Origin of the sequence: Allomesorhizobium camelthorni (assembly GCF_011045125.1) — a bacterium.
Taxonomy (GTDB): Bacteria; Pseudomonadota; Alphaproteobacteria; order Rhizobiales; family Rhizobiaceae; genus Allomesorhizobium; species Allomesorhizobium camelthorni.
In genome coordinates, this window is record NZ_JAAKZF010000026.1 from 37,430 (window position 1) to 54,799 (window position 17,370).

General features: G+C 63.9%; 18 protein-coding genes. 6 read left to right on the forward strand and 12 right to left on the reverse strand.

Annotated features, from left to right (window positions below; genetic code table 11):
• Nucleotides 1-31: 31 nt before the first annotated feature.
• The 5 genes from G6N73_RS18200 to G6N73_RS18220 form a co-directional block, all read right to left on the reverse strand.
• Nucleotides 32-1,042 carry a TRAP transporter substrate-binding protein gene (locus G6N73_RS18200; RefSeq protein ID WP_165030087.1) on the reverse strand — a complete coding sequence of 337 codons (1,011 nt, stop codon included), beginning with the start codon at nucleotides 1,040-1,042 and terminating at the stop codon, nucleotides 32-34.
• A gap of 62 nt (nucleotides 1,043-1,104) precedes the next feature.
• Nucleotides 1,105-2,382, reverse strand: coding sequence for a TRAP transporter large permease (locus G6N73_RS18205; RefSeq protein ID WP_165030089.1), 1,278 nt, complete (start codon nucleotides 2,380-2,382; stop codon nucleotides 1,105-1,107).
• On the reverse strand, nucleotides 2,379-2,915 hold the full coding sequence (locus G6N73_RS18210) for a TRAP transporter small permease (RefSeq protein ID WP_165030091.1): 537 nt from the start codon (nucleotides 2,913-2,915) through the stop codon (nucleotides 2,379-2,381). Before G6N73_RS18210 ends, G6N73_RS18205 begins: the two co-directional genes overlap by 4 nt.
• Nucleotides 2,878-3,624: a FadR/GntR family transcriptional regulator gene (locus tag G6N73_RS18215; protein WP_246252204.1), complete on the reverse strand. Its 747-nt coding sequence runs from the start codon at nucleotides 3,622-3,624 to the stop codon at nucleotides 2,878-2,880. Before G6N73_RS18215 ends, G6N73_RS18210 begins: the two co-directional genes overlap by 38 nt.
• 117 nt (nucleotides 3,625-3,741) lie before the next feature.
• Nucleotides 3,742-4,515, reverse strand: a complete 774-nt coding sequence (locus G6N73_RS18220; RefSeq protein WP_165030096.1) for an IclR family transcriptional regulator domain-containing protein — start codon at nucleotides 4,513-4,515, stop codon at nucleotides 3,742-3,744.
• A gap of 121 nt (nucleotides 4,516-4,636) precedes the next feature.
• Between G6N73_RS18220 and G6N73_RS18225 the strand changes: the two genes are divergently transcribed.
• The 4 genes from G6N73_RS18225 (at nucleotide 4,637) to G6N73_RS18240 (ending at nucleotide 9,480) form a co-directional block, all read left to right on the forward strand.
• A complete protein-coding gene (locus G6N73_RS18225; RefSeq protein ID WP_165030098.1) occupies nucleotides 4,637-5,512 on the forward strand; it encodes a CoA transferase subunit A in 876 nt (291 codons plus the stop codon).
• The gene (locus G6N73_RS18230; protein ID WP_165030100.1) at nucleotides 5,509-6,312 is read left to right on the forward strand and encodes a CoA-transferase subunit beta; all 804 of its coding nucleotides are present in this window, start codon (nucleotides 5,509-5,511) and stop codon (nucleotides 6,310-6,312) included. The genes G6N73_RS18225 and G6N73_RS18230 overlap by 4 nt, the downstream gene beginning before the upstream one ends.
• Nucleotides 6,305-7,510 carry a 3-oxoadipyl-CoA thiolase gene (gene pcaF / locus G6N73_RS18235; RefSeq protein WP_165030102.1) on the forward strand — a complete coding sequence of 402 codons (1,206 nt, stop codon included), beginning with the start codon at nucleotides 6,305-6,307 and terminating at the stop codon, nucleotides 7,508-7,510. Before G6N73_RS18230 ends, pcaF begins: the two co-directional genes overlap by 8 nt.
• A gap of 77 nt (nucleotides 7,511-7,587) precedes the next feature.
• A complete protein-coding gene (locus tag G6N73_RS18240; protein ID WP_165030104.1) occupies nucleotides 7,588-9,480 on the forward strand; it encodes a bifunctional sugar phosphate isomerase/epimerase/4-hydroxyphenylpyruvate dioxygenase family protein in 1,893 nt (630 codons plus the stop codon).
• 3 nt (nucleotides 9,481-9,483) lie between these two features.
• Here G6N73_RS18240 and pobA read toward each other — a convergent pair whose 3' ends face one another.
• Genes pobA through pcaD form a run of 6 tightly spaced genes read right to left on the reverse strand, consistent with a single transcriptional unit; the run spans nucleotide 9,484 to nucleotide 14,312 of the window.
• Nucleotides 9,484-10,650: a 4-hydroxybenzoate 3-monooxygenase gene (gene pobA / locus G6N73_RS18245; RefSeq protein WP_165030106.1), complete on the reverse strand. Its 1,167-nt coding sequence runs from the start codon at nucleotides 10,648-10,650 to the stop codon at nucleotides 9,484-9,486.
• Nucleotides 10,651-10,684: 34 nt separating this feature from the next.
• Complete coding sequence (locus tag G6N73_RS18250) at nucleotides 10,685-11,737, reverse strand: 3-carboxy-cis,cis-muconate cycloisomerase (protein ID WP_165030109.1); 1,053 nt, start codon at nucleotides 11,735-11,737, stop codon at nucleotides 10,685-10,687.
• Between the two features lie 2 nt (nucleotides 11,738-11,739).
• Complete coding sequence (pcaG, locus tag G6N73_RS18255; protein ID WP_165030111.1) at nucleotides 11,740-12,354, reverse strand: protocatechuate 3,4-dioxygenase subunit alpha; 615 nt, start codon at nucleotides 12,352-12,354, stop codon at nucleotides 11,740-11,742.
• Entirely contained in the window at nucleotides 12,354-13,106 is a 753-nt protein-coding gene (pcaH, locus tag G6N73_RS18260; protein ID WP_165030113.1) for a protocatechuate 3,4-dioxygenase subunit beta, read from the reverse strand. The genes pcaG and pcaH overlap by 1 nt, the downstream gene beginning before the upstream one ends.
• Nucleotides 13,103-13,507 (reverse strand): 4-carboxymuconolactone decarboxylase, encoded by a 405-nt coding sequence (pcaC, locus tag G6N73_RS18265; RefSeq protein WP_165030115.1) that lies wholly within the window; start codon nucleotides 13,505-13,507, stop codon nucleotides 13,103-13,105. The genes pcaH and pcaC overlap by 4 nt, the downstream gene beginning before the upstream one ends.
• Nucleotides 13,500-14,312 carry a 3-oxoadipate enol-lactonase gene (pcaD, locus tag G6N73_RS18270; protein ID WP_165030117.1) on the reverse strand — a complete coding sequence of 271 codons (813 nt, stop codon included), beginning with the start codon at nucleotides 14,310-14,312 and terminating at the stop codon, nucleotides 13,500-13,502. Before pcaD ends, pcaC begins: the two co-directional genes overlap by 8 nt.
• A 93-nt stretch (nucleotides 14,313-14,405) precedes the next feature.
• Between pcaD and pcaQ the strand changes: the two genes are divergently transcribed.
• On the forward strand, nucleotides 14,406-15,314 hold the full coding sequence (gene pcaQ, locus G6N73_RS18275; RefSeq protein ID WP_165030119.1) for a pca operon transcription factor PcaQ: 909 nt from the start codon (nucleotides 14,406-14,408) through the stop codon (nucleotides 15,312-15,314).
• A 3-nt stretch (nucleotides 15,315-15,317) separates the two neighbouring features.
• Here pcaQ and G6N73_RS18280 read toward each other — a convergent pair whose 3' ends face one another.
• Nucleotides 15,318-16,232 carry an SMP-30/gluconolactonase/LRE family protein gene (locus G6N73_RS18280; protein ID WP_165030121.1) on the reverse strand — a complete coding sequence of 305 codons (915 nt, stop codon included), beginning with the start codon at nucleotides 16,230-16,232 and terminating at the stop codon, nucleotides 15,318-15,320.
• Nucleotides 16,233-16,400: 168 nt separating this feature from the next.
• On the opposite strand from G6N73_RS18280, the gene G6N73_RS18285 reads away from it, so the two are divergent.
• Nucleotides 16,401-17,306 (forward strand): DMT family transporter, encoded by a 906-nt coding sequence (locus tag G6N73_RS18285; RefSeq protein ID WP_165030166.1) that lies wholly within the window; start codon nucleotides 16,401-16,403, stop codon nucleotides 17,304-17,306.
• Nucleotides 17,307-17,370 lie beyond the last annotated feature (64 nt).

Here is a 17,370-nt window from a genome sequence, read left to right on the forward strand (position 1 = left end):
CCGCCCGGAAGTATCAAAATCGCTTAAGCAGCTATTCGCCGCGCAGCTTTTTGAGTTCGGCCATCATCTTGTCGACGACCTCCTGGCCGATCGTGGCGGAGTGCTTTTCGTAGACCGGCTTCACCGCTTCGCGCATCTCGGCCTGAGCCTCCGGCGTAAGTTCGGTCACTTCCATGCCCGCCGCCTTGACGTTTTCCAGCGACTTGGCGCCGAGGTCGCGGCTGGCCTTGCGCTGCACGTCGCGACCGACGACCGCACACTCCTGCAGGACGGCCTGTTCTTCCGGAGAGAGCTGGTCCCAGAGCGGCTTGGAGTAGAGCACCATGAACGGCGTATAGGCATGCCGCGACAGGGTTAGATGGTCTTGAACCTCGGAGAATTTCGAGGTGTCGATCGTCACCACCGGGTTTTCCTGGCCGTCGATGGCTCCGGTTTCGAGCGCGGTGAACACTTCGCCGAACGCCATCGGCACGGCATTGGCGCCGAGGTTCTGGAAGGAATCGAGGAAGATGTTGTTCTGCATCACCCGAACCTTCAGGCCCTTGATGTCATCTACCCCGGCCACGGCGCGCTGCGAATTGGTGAGATTGCGGAAGCCGTTCTCCCAATAGGCGAGGTTGACGAGGCCGTAGCCCGGCATCTGGTCGGAAATGTACGTGCCGAACTCGCCGTCGAGGATGGCGTCGGCCTCCTTCTCGTCGTTGAACAGGAAGGGCAGGTCGAACACGCCGAGCGCCGGCGCGATGCCGACCAGCGGCGAGGTCGAGGTGATGACCATTTCCTGCGTGCCGGAGCGCAGCGCCTGGGTTGCGTCCAGGTCGCCGCCGAGCGCGCCGCTCCAGAAGGCGGTGAGCTTCATCTTGCCACCGGACTTGTCGGCCATGCACTGGGTCATCGCCTTGACGCCGTTGCCGACAGGATGCTCCTCGGCGACGCCATTCGAGACGCGGATGGTGCGCTCCTGGATTTCGGCGAGCGCCGGTCCGCTGAAAACGCCGGCGCAGAGCGCGAGCGCCAGGCCCTTTAGAATTGTCGATTTCATTTTGTTTCCTCCGTTGTTGAACTTGGACTTCTGCTTCTCGAAACACACGTGCCCTCTCATTCCTAGCGAAGCCAGGCGAGCGGTACGAGAACGAGCTCTGGGAACATGACGAGCAGGAATAGCACGACGGTCTGCGCCAAAAGGAAGGGCCAGACGCCGACGATGACTTGCCCGAGCGGAATACGTGCTACGCCGCTCACCACGTTGAGAACGATGCCGACCGGCGGCGTGAGCAGGCCGATGCAATTATTCATGACGAACAGGACGCCGAAATAGACCGGATCGATGCCGGCCTCGCGGATGATCGGCATCAGCACCGGCGTCAGGATCAGGATGGTCGGCGCCAGGTCGAGCGCGGTGCCGACGACCAGCACCAGCACCATAATGGCCGCGAGCAGCAGCTTCGGCCGGTCTACGAGCGGCTGGATCATGCCGCCGATCTCCGCCGGGATGTTGGCCGAGGTGATGAGCCAGGCCGAGACCAGCGCCGCCGCCACCAGGAACATCACGACCGATGTCGTCTTGGCGGCAGTGAGGAACACGCCGTAGAGGTCGCGGAACTTCAGCTCGCGGTAGATGAACATGCCGACGAAAAGGGCATAGACAGCCGCGACGACCGCCGCCTCGGTCGGCGTAAAGATGCCGAAGCGGATGCCGCCGAGCACGATCACCGGCATGAACAGCGCCCAGCCGGCGCGCCCCGTCGCTTTCAGTTTCACGGCCATCGGCTGACGCGGCAGAACCGCCACGCTTTCCTTTTTGGCCAGGAAAAGCCAGGTCAAGACCAGCGACAGCGCCATCATCAAGCCGGGCACGATGCCGCCGATGAAGAGCTGAGTGATGGAAACGTTGGCCGCTACGCCGAAGATGATGTAGGCGATCGACGGCGGTATGACCGGCGCGATGACGCCGCCCGCAGCCATCAGGCCGGCAGCGCGCGGCACATTGTAGCCGGCGTCACGCATCATCGGGATCAGGATCGAGGCAAGCGCCGCCGTGTCGGCGGCGGCGGAGCCCGATATGCTGGCCATGATGACGGCCGCCACGATCGCCACAATGCCGAGGCCGCCGCGTATATGGCCGACACAGGCGATGGCGAACTCGACGATGCGGCGCGACAGGCCGCCGGCGTTCATGATCTCGCCGGCGAGTAGAAAGAACGGAATAGCGAGCAGCGTGAACGTGTCGGCGCCGGAAATCATGCGCTGCGAGACGATCTGCGTATCGAAGATACCGCCATAGGTCATCAGCGCGATGCCGCAGAAGATCAGTGCGAAGGCGACCGGCACGCCGATCGCCATGGACCCGAGCAGGGAAACCAGGAAAACGACGATGGTCATTCGGCGCGCTCCCGGATGGCGGCTGCTTCGGCGCCCTCGCCGGCGAAGGCGTTTATCTCATCCTCCGTGATCCGGCCGGTGATCGTTCGGAGGAGCCGGATGATGACGAGCCCGCCAATGCCGACCGCGGTGAAGAAGCCGATTCCGTAGATCCAGTTCATCGAAATGCCGACGACGGGTGCCGTCATTGAGGCGTTGATGGGATACTGCTTCCAGGTGCCCCAGAAGAACGCCGCCATGCAAAGCAGGATAATGAGGTCGCTCAGCACCATGCAGATGAGCCGGCCATTGCGGCCGAAGCGCTGGACCAGGGACTCGACCCCTAGATGCGCGTTTTCGCGGAAGGTCACGACCGCGCCGATGAAGGTCAGCCAGACGAAGAAATAGCGGGACATTTCCTCGGAAACGAGGATGCCCGAGTTGAAGCCGTAGCGCAGCACGACATTGCCGAAGACCATGATCGCCATACCCGCGAGCAGGATGACGAGCAAGACCTCAAGCCCGCGGGCCAGCCAGTCGATCCCTTTCAGCATTCGTTCCTCCCGTTGAAAGTGGCAGCACCTGGAAAATATCCTCGCGCGCTGCTTCGATTAGTGTAGTGAGCGCCGCCCTGGCGGCCTCCGGATCGCGGCCAATGATAGCGTCCGCAACGGCCCTGTGCATGGGCAGCGAAGCCCGCGCGCTATCCATGCTGATGACCGACAGGCTGAACGAAACGCGCAGCGTGTTCGCCATCAGCGGCGCCAACTGGCGCAGGAACTGATTGCCGGAGCCGAGAAAGATCGTTTCGTGGAACGCCAGATCGGCCTGATGGTAGTCGCCGTCGCCGTCCACCGCGGCCGCCATTCGGCGGAAGTATAGATCCAGTCTCTCCCCCGGAAATTCCGGATTGGCGGCGGCAAGTCCGGCCGCGTAGGGCTCGATGCCGAGCCTGAAATGGATCAGATCCTCTATGAATTCCCGCGTCAGGCCGCTCGACAGCCGCCATGAAACCACCTGCGGGTCGAACAGGCTCCAGGAATCGACCGGCTGGACCTGGGTGCCGTGACGCCGGCGCACATTGACCATGCCCTTAGCGACCAGCGTGCGCATCGCTTCGCGCACGACCGTGCGGCTGACCCCGAGCTCGTCGCCAATCTCGTCTTCGGTGGGCAGCACGGCGTCGGCGGCGAACCGCCCTCCGACGATCCAGCCGGCAATTACGTCGACCGCATCCTGGTGCCGGGTCCGCAAAATCGCCATCAGAAACATCATACGTATGATTAATGACGCGGCAAGCGCCTAATTCGCAGTCACCAGAAATTTTATCAGAGGAGTTCCGCGCCTGAACGGGTGAGCCGCAAACCGCTGACGCGCCGCCTACTGGACGATGAAAAAGTCTTCAATCTTGAGCGCAGCGGCGAGCAGATGCGGCAGGATTTCGCGCTTCATCTCGGCGGTCGTGAACCGCGACGATTGCGTCGACACGTTGATGGCAGCGACGATCTTGCGGGAGCGGTCGCGGATCGGCACCGCGATCGAGCGCAGCCCGATCTCCAGTTCCTCGTCGACGATCGCGAAGCCGGCTTGCGCGGCCTTGGTGATCTCGGCGGCCAGGGCAGTGCGGTCGGTGATGCTCTTGGGAGTGTTGCGCTCGATTTTCGCGCTCTCCAGAAGTTCCCGCAATTGCGGCGCAGGCAGGTCCGACAGAAGTACGCGTCCCATCGAGGTGCACCAGGCTGGGAGCCGGGTCCCGACATGCAGCGCGACGCTCAATATGTGCCGGCCTGGGACGCGCGCGACATAGACCACGTCCTCGCCGGACAGCACCGCCGCCGAACTCGATTCGTTAAGCCGTAACGCCACTTCGCGCATGAAGGGCTCGGCGTAAGACCAGAGCGACGCGCCCTGCAGCCAGGTGCGCGCCACCGAGAGCAGCCGGGGCGAAAGGCTGAAGCGGCGGCCGGTCTGGATTGCGTATTCGGCGGCGACCAGGGTCAGCAGGAAACGGCGTGCGCCGGCGCGCGTCAATTCCGCCTTGTCGGCCATTTCGGTGAGCGTCAAGCCGCCGGGATGGGCGGCCAGGATCTCCATCACGGCAAGGCCGCGCTGGAGCGAGCCGACATTGTCGCGTGGCAGCGGCGCCTCGGCCATATAGTCCTCCCCGATCAAAATCCGCGCGTCCGCTGCAGGCAGCTTGACACCGGTGCAAATATCCTTCAAAAGTATTGCATACAAAACAAATGTTCGCAATACGAACTGGGAGGAGATGCGAATGGCGAAGTTCCTGCCGCTTGCACAGGCGGTCGCCGAAAACCTGCGCGACGGTGACAAGGTCGCCTTCGAAGGCTTTACACATCTGATCCCGACCGCTGCGGCGCATGAGGCGATCCGCCAGGGATTCAGAAATCTCACCCTGATCCGCATGACCCCCGATCTGATCTACGATCAGATGATCGGCATGGGCATGGCGCAAAAGCTGGTCTTCTCCTATGCCGGCAATCCGGGCGTCGGTCTCCTGCGCCGGGTGCGCGATGCGGTCGAGAACGGCTTCCCGAACGCGCTAGAGATCGAGGAGCATGGCCACGCCGCCATGGCCAATGCCTATGAGGCGGGCGCGGCCGGACTGCCCTGCGCCGTCTTCCGCGGCTATCGCGGCGCCGACCTGGCGAGGGTCAATCCGAACATCAAGCCGATTACCTGTCCGTTCACCGGCGAACAGCTCGCAGCCGTCCCCGCGGTTCGTCCCGACGTGACCTTCATCCACGCACAGAAGGCTAACCGGCGCGGCGACGTGCTCGTTGAGGGCATAATCGGCATCCAGAAGGAAGCAGTGCTTGCGGCTAAACGTTCGGTGGTCACGGTCGAGGAGGTAGTCGAGGACTTCGGCGGCCTGCATCCCAATCTGACAATCCTGCCGCGCTGGACGATCTCGGCCATTTCCGTGGTGCCTGGCGGCTCGCATCCGTCCTACGCGCACGGCTACTACGCCCGCGACAACGCGGCCTATCTCGAATGGGACGAGATCGCCGCGGACCGCGACCGCTTCAGCGCCTGGATGGAGGAGAACGTGATGCGGGCCAAGCCGGAGGATTTCGCTGCGCGGGTGGAAGGCCTCAGGGCCGGCGCAAGTCTCAGGAGCGTGGCATGACCAGCTTCACGCCTAACGAGATGATGACCATCGCGGCGTCGCGCGCACTGAAGAACGACGATGTCTGCTTCGTCGGCATCGGCGCCCCCTCGGCGGCATGCAATGTAGCGCGGCTGACGCATGCGCCCGACATCACCCTGATTTACGAGAGCGGCACGATCGGAACCGCGCCGGACGTGTTGCCGCTGTCGATCGGCGACGGCGAACTCTGCGATACGGCGGTAACCACGGTCTCGGTGCCGGAAATGTTCCGCTACTGGCTGCAAGGCGGCCGCATCTCGATCGGCTTCCTGGGCGCAGCCCAACTCGACAAGTTTGGCAACATCAACACCACCGTGATCGGCGACTACGCGCATCCGAAGACGCGTCTGCCGGGTGGCGGCGGCGCGCCCGAGATCGCGACCTCGTCGCGCGAAGTCTACATCACCATGGCGCAGAGCAAGCGCGGCATGGTGGAGAAGATCGACTTCTACACTTCCTTCGGCCATGGCGACGGCGGCGATCACCGCAAGCGCCTGGGTATCGACACGGCGGGGCCGACTCTGCTTATCACCGACCTCGCCATCTGGAAGCCCGATCCCGAAACGAAGGAGTTCACAGTCGTGTCGTTGCACCCGGGGGCCACCCGTGAAATGGTCCAGGAGACCTGCGGCTGGACAGTGAAATTCTCTCCGGCGCTCGAAGAGACGCCGGCCCCAAGCGAACTGGAACTGGCCACCCTGCGCAATCTCAAGGTGCGCACCGACGCCGCCCACAAGCGCGGTGCGGCCGCAGCCAAGAGAGGGTCGAAGGATGGCTGAAGCCTTCATCTGCGATTACATCCGCACGCCGATCGGCCGCTTCGGCGGGGCGCTTTCGGCAGTCCGCACGGACGACCTCGGCACGGTTCCGCTTAGGGCGCTGATGGCGCGCAATGCCGGCGTCGACTGGGCGGCCGTCGGCGATGTGGTCTATGGCTGCGCCAACCAGGCCGGCGAGGACAATCGTAACGTCGCGCGCATGTCGCTGCTTCTGGCCGGACTTCCGGAGGCGGTGCCGGGCTCGACCGTCAACCGGCTTTGCGGCTCGGGCATGGATGCCGTGACCATCGCGGCCCGCGCCATCAAGGCCGGCGAGGCCGAACTGATGATAGCGGGCGGTGTCGAATCGATGTCGCGCGCGCCCTTTGTCATGCCGAAAGCCGAGACCGCGTTTTCGCGCCACGCCGAGATCCACGACACGACCATCGGCTGGCGTTTCGTCAACCCGTGGATGAAGAAGCAGTACGGCATCGATTCCATGCCGGAGACGGGCGAGAACGTCGCCGAGGAATTTTCGATTTCCCGTGCCGACCAGGACGCCTTCGCCGTGCGCAGCCAGAACAAGGCGGTAGCCGCTCAGGAGAATGGCCGTCTCGGCAAGGAAATCACCGAAGTATCGATCCCCCAGCGCAAGGGCGATCCAATCGTGGTCGACCGGGACGAGCACCCGCGCGCCGGCACCACGCTGGAAGCGCTCGCCAAGCTGCCAACGCCTTTCAGGCAGGGCGGGACGGTGACGGCCGGCAATGCGTCCGGCGTCAACGATGGAGCCGCGGCGCTGATCATCGCTTCCGAGGCGGCTGCAAGAAAATACGGCCTGACGCCGATCGCCCGTATCCTAGGCGGGGCGGCAGCCGGCATTGCGCCGCGCATCATGGGCATGGGCCCGGCCCCGGCGACCAAAAAACTGTGCGCCCGCCTCGGCATCGCGCCGCGGGATTTCGACGTCATCGAACTCAATGAAGCCTTCGCCTCCCAGGGCATTGCCGTGCTCCGCGAGCTCGGCATCGCCGAGGATGCGGAACACGTGAACCCCAATGGCGGAGCCATCGCGCTCGGCCATCCGCTCGGCATGTCGGGAGCGCGCATCACCGGAACCGCCGCCCTGGAACTCAGGGAGCGCGGCGGCAGGCTGGCGCTGGCCACAATGTGCATCGGCGTCGGCCAGGGCATCGCGATCGCTTTGGAACGAGCGTGAGGATCGACTGAACTTCGATAAGAATCCTATGGAGGAAAGTGACATGAACAGAAGAAGCATTCTAAGGATCGAAGCCGATGAAAACCTCGATCGCGACCGTCTCGATAAGCGGCGACCTTTCTGAAAAGCTGGCGGCGATCGCCGCGGCCGGCTTCGACGGCGTCGAGATTTTCGAGAACGACCTTCTGGCCTCGGACGCTTCGCCGGCCGAAGTCGGCCAGATGGTGCGCGATACCGGCCTGGAGATCACGCTGTTCCAGCCGTTCCGCGATTTCGAGGGCATGCCGGAGCCGCACCGGTCGCGCGCCTTCGACCGCGCCGAACGGAAGTTCGACCTGATGCAGGAACTGGGCGCCGAGCTGATGCTCGTCTGCTCGAACGTTTCCTCGGCCTCGCTCGGCGGCGTCGACCGCGCGGCGGACGATTTTCGCGAGCTCGGCGAACGTGCCGCGGCGCGAGGCCTGCGCGTCGGCTACGAGGCGCTTGCCTGGGGCAGGCATATCAACGATCATCGCGACGCCTGGGAGATCGTGCGCCGCGCCGATCATGCCAATGTCGGGCTGATCCTCGATTCTTTCCACACGCTTGCGCGCAAGATAGATGTCGGCTCGATCCGCGCCATCCCGAAGGACAAGCTGTTTCTGGTCCAGCTTGCCGACGCGCCACAGATCGACATGGACCTGATCTACTGGAGCCGGCATTTCCGCAACATGCCGGGCGAGGGCGATCTGCCGGTTCGCGACTTCATGCGGGCGGTCGCGGCGACCGGCTATGACGGCTATCTTTCGCTCGAAATCTTCAACGACCAGTTCCGCGGCGGTTCGCCGAAGTCGATCTCGGTCGACGGCCGCCGCTCGCTGATCTACCTGATGGATCAGGTGCGCCGCGACGAACCGGAAGCCTCCACCGGTCTGCCGGAAATGCCGGACCGCATCGCGGTCAGCGGCGTCGAGTTCATCGAATTCGCAGCCAGCGAAGCGGAGGGAAGCGAACTGGCCGCCTTCTTCCGCGGCATGGGCTTCAGGAAGTCCGGAAAGCACGTCTCCAAGGATGTGACACTCTACCGGCAGGGCGACATCAACCTGGTCATCAATACCGAGCGCGAGGGTTTCGCGCATTCCTCCTATGTCGTCCACGGCACGACGGTCTGCGCGCTCGGCCTTAAGGTCGAGAACGCCGCCGCCACCGTGGAACGCGCCCGCGTGCTTGGCGCGGAGATATTCAGCCAGCCGGTCGGGCCCGGCGAACTGACTATCCCGGCGATCCGGGGCGTCGGCGGCGGGGTCATCTACTTCATCGACCAGACGTCGGAATTGCGCCGCGTGTGGGAGACCGAGTTCGTCCCCGTCGAGGACGACGATGCGCCGCAGGATGCCGGCCTCAAGACCACTGACCATGTCGGCCAGACCATGCTGCATGAGGAGATGTTGACTTGGCTGCTGTTCTACACCGCGATCTTCAGGACCAGGAAGACGCCGATGGTCGACATCATCGACCCGGCCGGCGTGGTGCGCAGCCAGGTCATCGAAAACGACGAAGGCAGCCTGCGGCTGACGCTGAACGGCGCCGAAAACCGCCGCACCTTCGCCGGCCATTTCATCAACGAATCCTTCGGCTCCAGCGTCCAGCATGTCGCCTTCGGCACGGACGACATCTTCGCCGCCGCCGCGGCGCTCCGGGCGAATGGGTTCGAGCCGCTGCACATTTCGCCCAACTATTATGACGATGTCGAAGCTCGTTTCGGCCTCGATCCCGGTCTCGCCGATCGGCTGCGGGCGGAGAACATCCTCTACGACCGCGACGACAGCGGCGAATATTTTCAGCTCTACAGCCCGAATTACGGCGAGGGCTTCTTCTTCGAGATCGTCGAGCGCCGCGGCGGCTACCGCGGTTACGGCGCGCCGAACGCGCCGTTCAGGATCGCGGCGCAGAAGCGGCATTTGCGGCCGAAGGGCATGCCGCGCGCCTGATTTTCAGTAGGGCAGGCCTACATAGTTTTCAGCCAGCGCGGTCGAGGCAGCGCGCGAGTGGACGAGATAGTCGAGTTCCGCTTCCTGGATGCGCTGCCCGAACGCGCCGCCTTCCGGGAAACGGTGCAGCATGGTGGTCATCCACCAGGAGAAGCGCACCGCTTTCCACACCCGCGCCAGCGCGCGGCCCGAATAGGCGTCCATGCCGGCCATCGATCCGTCGGCGTAGAATTCCCGCAGGCCCGAAAACAAATAGCGCACGTCGCTGGCGGCAAGGTTCAGGCCTTTCGCCCCGGTCGGCGGCACGATGTGGGCCGCGTCGCCGACCAGCGATAGTTTCCCGAACTGCATCGGCTCGGCGACGAAGGAGCGCAACGGCGCGATCGACTTCTCGAAGGACGGCCCTGTGGTGACGGCGGCGGCGCTCGCTTCAGGCAGGCGGCGGCGCAACTCGTCCCAGAAGCGGTCGTCGCTCCAGTCCTCGACCTTCTCGTCGATCGGGCACTGGATGTAGTAGCGGCTGCGGGTCATCGAACGCATGGAGCAGAGTGCGAAGCCGCGTTCATGGTTGGCGTAGATCAGTTCATGGCTGGCTGGCGGCACTTCCGCCAGCACGCCGAGCCAGCCGAACGGATAGACGCGCTCGAAGCTCTGCAGCGCACCGTCGGGGACAGATTTGCGGCTCACGCCGTGATAACCGTCGCACCCCGCGATGAAATCGCAGTCGATGCGGTGCGATTGCCCGTCCTTCTCGTAGGTGACGAAGGGATTGCTGGAGATATCGTGCAAGGCGACGTTCGCCGCCTCGAAGACGGGCGTCAGTCCGGCCTGCTCGCGCTTTTCGACGAGGTCGCGGGTCATTTCGGTCTGGCCGTACACCATCACGCGCTTGCCGGTCAGCGCGTGGAGGTCGATGCGGTGCAGCCGGTTGTCGAAGGCGACCGCAAAGCCGTCATGCGGCAACCCTTCGGCATGCATGCGCTCGCCGGCGCCTGCCTCATCAAGTAGCTCGACCGTGCCCTGTTCGAGGACACCGGCACGAACCCGGCTCAACAAATGGTCGCGGTCGACGCGCTCCAGGATGACATTGTCGATGCCGATGCCGGCGAGCAATTGCCCGAGCAGCAGGCCGGAAGGGCCGGAGCCGACGATCAGGACTTGCGTGCGCAACGGCTTCTCCGCGAAATGGTGACATGCATGTCGGCTACGCTCCGAGCCTGTCGATCCTGCCGGTCAGTTCCGTAGCAAGACGTAGTGCTGAGCTGGCCGCAACGATCATCTGCGGCAGGATGAGCCACTCCAGCGACCAGGACGAACCCGAGCGCTCCTGCTCGTGAACCAGTGCGTGGTGCATGCCCGAGAGTTGGGTCGCGTTGAACCTTGCCAGCGTGATCAGGATCTCGGCTGCGACTGGGTTCTGCTTGTGCGGCATCGCCGAGGAGCCACCGCCGCCGCTAAGCGCTATCTCGCCGCCGGACTGCGCCATCAAGGCGATGTCCTGGCCGAATTTGCCGAGGCTGCCGGTCAGCAGCGACAGGAAACTTGCGAAATCCGCGATGCGGTCGCGCTGGCTCTGCCACTGCGGAACGTCGGCGAGGCCGAGCCTTTGAGCCAGCGCCGCCCGGACCGCATTGCCCTTGCCGCCGAGCTTGTCCAGCGTGCCGGCCGCGCCGCCGAACTGGACGGCGAGAAGCGCCGGTCGCAACGCCTCGAGCCGAGCCTTGTGGCGCACGAGCGGTTCGCGCCAGCTTCTGATGCGGTCGCCTGCGCTGATATCGATTGCCGCCTGCATACGCGTGCGGCCCATCAGCGGATTTCTGCCAAAGCGTTTATTCAGCCCCTCGAAGCGCTCCACCAGTTCGTACAACCGTCGCTCCAACACCTCCAGCACCGGCCTCAGCCGCAGCACGAGCGCCGTGTCGATGGCATCCTGGCTGGTCGCGCCGAAATGCAGCCGGTCGGCGTGTGGCGCGCCGATCATTCCCCGCATCTGCCAGATAAGTTCCGGAACTGCGACCCCGTCGCGCGCCACGCCATTCCGGAGCGCCGCCATGTCAGGTTTGAAGCCGGCGAGAGCCTTCGTAATAGCGTTTGCGGCCTCCTGCGGGATCACGCCTGCTTCCGCCTCGGACGCGGCAAGCGCGATCTCGAACCGGAGCATCGCCGCGAGTTCCGCATCGAAGCCGAGAAGCGCCGCAACCTCTTCGTCGCCGAACAGGCCGGAGAGCAGGGGATGATCGAAAGCCGAAACAGCCATCTCTAGATATCGAAGAAGACGGCTTCCCGCTCGCCCTGAAGATGGATGTCGAATGTGTAGGTGTCGCCATCGCGCGGCGCGATCAGCGTCGGCACACGAACGCGATGCTCGATGCGTGCGAGAACCGGATCCTCGGCATTGGCTGCTTCTTCGTCGCCGAAATACATCCTGGTGTGCAGGCCGATATTGATGCCGCGGGCCACGATCCAGATCGTGATGTGCGGCGCCATCAGCCGCCCGTCCGGGAACGGCACGCGGCCGGGCTTGACCGTCTCGAACAGGCATTCGCCGGTGGTCATGTCGGTTGCTTGCCGGCCCCAGCCGGTGAAATTCGGATCGGCGGTCCCGCGCATTTCCGAAGGTGAATTGTGGAGACCGTCGGCGTCTGCCTGCCAGATTTCCACCACCGCGTCCTTGAGCGGAGTACCCGACCCGTCGATCACCCTGATCTTGACGGCAATGCGTTCGCCCCTGGTTTTCTCGTTGACCATCGCCGCGCCGAGATCGCCGTCATAGACGCCGGAAATGCCGGAGAAATTCGGCGTCAGGCCGATATGGGCGTAGGGTCCGGCGGTCTGCGAAGGACTTTCCTTCAGCCTGTCGAGGCTTTGCACCATCAATTGCCCTCCAGCCGGTTTTCGAACAGCGACGAGCGCCGGCCCCTGAGCACAATGTCGAATTTGTAGGCGCGCGCATCCATTGGGATCGTCGCCTCCATGTCCAGCGCCGCGACCAGCCGCTCGATTGCTGCGCGGTCGGGGATGGTGCGCACGATCGGACATTGCCAGATCATCGGATCGCCCTCGAAATACATCTGGGTGATCAGCCGCTGCGCGAAGCCATGGCCAAAGATCGAGAAGTGGATATGCGCCGGCCGCCAGTCGTTCGGGCCGTTCGGCCAGGGATAGGGTCCTGGCTGGATCGTGCGGAGCGAGTAGGCCCCGTCCTCGTCGGTGATGGTGCGCCCACAGCCGCCGAAATTCGGGTCGAGCGGCGCGATGTAGCCTTCCTTCTTGTGGCGGTAACGGCCGCCAGCGTTTGCCTGCCAGAACTCGAGCAGCGCCCCGGGGACGCCTTTGCCGCGCTCGTCGAGAACCTTGCCGTAGACGATAATACGCGGCCCGATCGCGCTTTCGCCGGGCTTGGCGAAATTGTGAATCAGATCATTGTCGAGTTCACCGAGAATATTGTGGCCGAACACCGGCCCGGTGATCTCGGACAGCGTCCCGTCGAGCGACAGCAGCGCCCGCCGCGGCGAACGCAGCACTGAAGTCTTGTAGATCGGCGCATAGGCCGGCGGATGAGAGTTGAGATCGCGCCGGAAGAATGCGCCGGTTTCGGGCCTGCGGTTCGATATGCGTTCCGTCATCGCTGCTCGCCCTTGCCGTCCATCTCGTCGAATACCTGCTTGGCGATCTTGATCGCCTGGTTGGCCGCTGGCACGCCGGCATAGATCGCCACATGCAGCATGGCTTCGCAAATATCCTCGCGGCTGGCCCCAGTACGAGCTGTAGCGCGGACATGCATGGCGACTTCCTCGGAATGCCCGAGCGCGGCCAGCAGCGCGATGGTGACCATCGACCGCTCGCGCTGCGTCCAGTTCGGCCGCGACCAGACATGGCCCCAGGCCGCCTCGGTGATGAGATCTTGGAACGGCCGGTCGAATTCGGTCTTGGCGGCTTCGGCGCGGTCGACATGAGCGTCGCCGAGCACGGCGCGCCGGGTTGCCATGCCGAGGCTATGGCGATCCGCCTGTCCGGCTTCATGCATCGGCATGGCCTCCAAGCCGTTTGCGCGCGAGGAATTCGCGGATTCTCGCGACGAGCTGCACGGGTTGCTCCACGCAGGGTATATGCCCGGCGCCTTCTATGATCGCAAACTCCGCGCCTGGTATCAAATCCGCCATCGAGCGGACTAGCGGCGGCGGCGTCGAGCCGTCCTGGTCGCCGACAAGGCAGAGCGTAGGCACTTCGATGCGCCCAACAGCCTCCGTGTGATTGGCGTCGCGCACTGCAGCACAGGTGCCCGCATAGCCCTCGACCGGCTGCCGCGCCAGCATCGCACGGCAACCGGCGAGCAATGCCGGCTTCTCGGCGTGGAAGGACGGCGTGAACCACAGCTTCAATATGGCCTCGGCGAGCGAGTCGATACCGTCCCGGCGCACCGTGTCGATGCGCGTGTTCCACGTTTCCGCAGTTCCGATCCTGTGGGCAGTATCGCAGAGGATGAGCGCGCGCACGATCTCGGGGCGGACGGCATAGAGCCCCTGCGCGACGAGCCCGCCGACTGAAAGCCCGCAGATGATGACATCGCGCGCGCCGACAAAATCGAGCAGGCCGGAAAGATCGGCGACATGATCCGTGATCGCGTAGGGCGGGGCGCCGAGCCCGGACAGCCCATGGCCGCGCATATCGTAGCAAAGTGTGGAGAAGTCTGCGGCGAGGTCGTCCACGACCTCGCGCCAGATGCGGAAATCGGTGCCGAGCGAATTGGCGAAGACGATCAGCGGTTTTCCCGGCCCGCCCGCCCTGTGTTCGTAATGAAGCGTGACGCCGCCAATGTCGGTGAACTGCATCCAGGCTCCTCCCTTTCTCAAATTGATATGCTTTTTCGGTTTCGTAAAATCATTTCTTTTGCCAGTTCGATAACCTGTAGGTTATCAGGTAGCATGATCGATGCGCGCATCAAGCTTCGCCATCTGCGCACTTTTCTCGAAGTGGCGCGCCAGAAGAGCGTGGTCGCGGCGGCAAATCTCCTGCATGTCAGCCAGCCGGCTGTGACCAAGACGATCCGCGAACTCGAGGAGACGCTCGGCGTCGCACTGTTCGAACGCGAGGGCCGGCGCATTCGCATCACCCGCCATGGCGAGATATTCCTGCGCCATGCCGGCATGGCGCTCAGCGCGGTCAGGCAGGGCGTCGATTCCGTGACGAATGCGCATGAAGGCGAGGGGCCGCCGCTGCGCATCGGCGCATTGCCGACCGTTTCGGCGCGGATCATGCCGCGCGCAATCTCGCTCTTCCTCAAACAAGGCACCGGCAGCAGCATCAAGATCGTGACCGGCGAGAACTCGGTGCTGCTGGAGCAACTCCGTCTTGGCGAACTCGAGCTCGTCGTCGGCCGGCTCGCCGCGCCGGAGAAGATGAGCGGCTTCTTCTTCGAACACCTCTATTCGGAGAAGGTGGTGTTCGCCGTCAGGAGCGGGCATCCGCTGCTCGAAGCCGGTCAGGATATTTTCGCGCGGATTGGCGATTTCCCGGTTCTGATGCCGACGCGCGGCTCGATCATCCGGCCATTCGTCGAACGGTTCCTGATCGCCAACGGCATGCCTGCCATCGCAACCGAGATCGAGACAGTGTCCGACAGTTTCGGGCGCGCTTTCCTGAGGACTAGCGATGCGGTCTGGGTGATCTCGGAAGGCGTCGTCGCGAACGATCTCGCCGACGGGACGCTTGCCGTGTTGCCGGTCGACACCGCGGACACGAGAGGGCCGGTCGGGCTGACCATGCGCACCGACACGGCGCGGCCGCCGGCCTTCGAGGCGCTGCTGCAGACCATCCGCGAGGCGGCGCGCTGAGGCTCAGCCGTTGATGGTCAGATAGGCGGAATAGAGCGACGTGGTCCCGCAGATGAACAGGCGGTTGCGGCGTGGTCCGCCGAAAGTAACGTTGGCGACCAGTTCCGGGATTCTGATCTTGCCGATCAGGGTTCCGTCCGGCTCGAAGCAGTGCACACCGTCGCCGGCGCTCGTCCATATGCGACCGGCGCGGTCGACGCGGAAGCCGTCGAACAATCCATTCGAGCACTCCGCCAAGACCTCGCCGCCCGACAGCGTCCCGTCACCCGAGACGGAAAAGCGGCGGATATGGCGCGGCCCGCCGGGCATGTGGCTCGCGCCGGTGTCGGCGATGTAGAGCAGGCTTTCATCTGGCGAGAACGCAATTCCATTGGGCTTGACGAAATCGTCGGCGACCTTCGTCACCGCGCCTGTTGCTGCGTCGACGCGGTAGGCATGGCAGCCTCCGATCTCCTCATCCTGGCGTTCGCCCTCATAATCGCTCATGATCCCGTAGGTCGGGTCGGTGAACCAGATCGAGCCGTCGCTCTTGGTCACAAGGTCGTTGGGCGAATTGAAGCGCTTGCCCTCGAACCGGTCGGCGATCACTGTGACCGAACCGTCGAATTCGGTCCGTGTCACCCGGCGGGTCAGGTGCTCGCAGGTCAAAAGCCGGCCCTGGCCATCCACCGTGTTTCCATTGGAATTGTTGGACGGCTTGCGAAATTCTGAGACAAGACCATTGGTCTCGTCCCAGCGCAGCATGCGGTTGTTGGGGATGTCGGACACGACGAGATAGCGCCCGGCGGCGAACCAGGCCGGTCCTTCCAGCCATCGCGCGCCGGTCCACAGCCGCTCGACGCGGGCATGGCCGGCAAAGCAATCCGCAAAACGGCGTTCGATGACTTCGAATCCGGTTCCTTCGACTTCTCCGAACATTGCTTCCCTCGCGCGCGACGCTTTCTGCCTCAAACGACCATATGATAACGCCGTCGTCAAAGGCTTCGACGGGATGCGCTCGGTGTGAGTTGCGTTTGTGGCTGCCGATGGCCTAAAGCCTGAACCGCGACTTTTCGGTCGCCTTGGATGAGCGGCCGCCAAAGACGCATGGAACTCTGGATACCCATCACCATCGCCGCAGCCTTCCTGCAGAATCTGCGGTCGGCGGCGCAGAAGCACCTGAAGAGCGTGATGGGCACGACCGGCGCGACTTTCGTGCGCTTCGGCTTCGGTGTCCCATTCGCGCTGTTCTTCGTCTTCGTTCTCAACCGCTTCGCCGGTTATCCACTGCCCGGCGTCAACGGCGCCTTCCTCGCTTGGATGGTCGTCGGCGGGCTCGGCCAGATCGCCGCGACTTTCCTTCTGGTCTATCTGTTTTCATTCCGCAATTTTGCGGTCGGCACCGCCTATTCGCGCACCGAGCCTGCGCAGGCGGCGCTGTTCGGCTTGATCTTCATCGGCGAGCGGGTGACCGCAGGCACATTGTCGGCCATTGCCGTCAGCGTGTTCGGCGTCATGCTGATCTCGGTCGCCCATATGGCGGTCAGCTGGCGCGCGCTGGTGTCGTCCGTCGTTTCCCGCAATTCGCTGATCGGCCTGGCTTCCGGTACGCTGTTCGGCATAGCGGCCGTGGCCTACCGCGCCGCGTCGCTGGCGCTCGGTGGTCCAAACTTCATGATGCAGGCGGCGGTCACGCTCGCCTTTGTCATTGTGTTCCAGACGCTGGTGATGGGCGCCTGGATGGTGTTCCGGGATCGTACAGAAATAGGACACATCGCGAGAGCCTGGCGTCCCGCTCTGTTCGTCGGCCTGGTCGGCGCATCCGCCTCGTTCGGCTGGTTCATGGCCATGACCCTGCAGCAGGCGGCAGTGGTCAAGGCTCTGGCGCAGATAGAGATGCTGTTCACTTTCGCGTCGTCGATCTTCTTCTTCAAGGAGAAGATAAATGCATTGGAAACAGCAGGTTGCCTGCTGATCGTGGGCGGCATTCTGCTGCTGCTCCTGGTCGGCTGAGCGCCGACAGTAACCGGTACTTCGCAACCAGGCGGTAAGCATATCCTCAGCAAATCGGTGGCCA

What these genes read in the sequence shown, in the direction of transcription:
- pcaH (WP_165030113.1), bottom strand. Translation starts at nt 13,106, where the DNA reads ATGACGGAACGCATATCGAACCGCAGGCCCGAAACCGGCGCATTCTTC.
- pcaF (WP_165030102.1), top strand. Translation starts at nt 6,305, where the DNA reads ATGGCTGAAGCCTTCATCTGCGATTACATCCGCACGCCGATCGGCCGC.
- G6N73_RS18285 (WP_165030166.1), top strand. Translation starts at nt 16,401, where the DNA reads ATGGAACTCTGGATACCCATCACCATCGCCGCAGCCTTCCTGCAGAAT.
- G6N73_RS18205 (WP_165030089.1), bottom strand. Translation starts at nt 2,382, where the DNA reads ATGACCATCGTCGTTTTCCTGGTTTCCCTGCTCGGGTCCATGGCGATC.
- G6N73_RS18230 (WP_165030100.1), top strand. Translation starts at nt 5,509, where the DNA reads ATGACCAGCTTCACGCCTAACGAGATGATGACCATCGCGGCGTCGCGC.
- pcaC (WP_165030115.1), bottom strand. Translation starts at nt 13,507, where the DNA reads ATGCATGAAGCCGGACAGGCGGATCGCCATAGCCTCGGCATGGCAACC.
- G6N73_RS18225 (WP_165030098.1), top strand. Translation starts at nt 4,637, where the DNA reads ATGGCGAAGTTCCTGCCGCTTGCACAGGCGGTCGCCGAAAACCTGCGC.
- G6N73_RS18210 (WP_165030091.1), bottom strand. Translation starts at nt 2,915, where the DNA reads ATGCTGAAAGGGATCGACTGGCTGGCCCGCGGGCTTGAGGTCTTGCTC.
- G6N73_RS18220 (WP_165030096.1), bottom strand. Translation starts at nt 4,515, where the DNA reads ATGGCCGAGGCGCCGCTGCCACGCGACAATGTCGGCTCGCTCCAGCGC.
- G6N73_RS18280 (WP_165030121.1), bottom strand. Translation starts at nt 16,232, where the DNA reads ATGTTCGGAGAAGTCGAAGGAACCGGATTCGAAGTCATCGAACGCCGT.
- G6N73_RS18240 (WP_165030104.1), top strand. Translation starts at nt 7,588, where the DNA reads ATGAAAACCTCGATCGCGACCGTCTCGATAAGCGGCGACCTTTCTGAA.
- G6N73_RS18215 (WP_246252204.1), bottom strand. Translation starts at nt 3,624, where the DNA reads ATGGCGATTTTGCGGACCCGGCACCAGGATGCGGTCGACGTAATTGCC.
- G6N73_RS18200 (WP_165030087.1), bottom strand. Translation starts at nt 1,042, where the DNA reads ATGAAATCGACAATTCTAAAGGGCCTGGCGCTCGCGCTCTGCGCCGGC.
- G6N73_RS18250 (WP_165030109.1), bottom strand. Translation starts at nt 11,737, where the DNA reads ATGGCTGTTTCGGCTTTCGATCATCCCCTGCTCTCCGGCCTGTTCGGC.
- pcaQ (WP_165030119.1), top strand. Translation starts at nt 14,406, where the DNA reads ATGATCGATGCGCGCATCAAGCTTCGCCATCTGCGCACTTTTCTCGAA.
- pcaG (WP_165030111.1), bottom strand. Translation starts at nt 12,354, where the DNA reads ATGGTGCAAAGCCTCGACAGGCTGAAGGAAAGTCCTTCGCAGACCGCC.
- pcaD (WP_165030117.1), bottom strand. Translation starts at nt 14,312, where the DNA reads ATGCAGTTCACCGACATTGGCGGCGTCACGCTTCATTACGAACACAGG.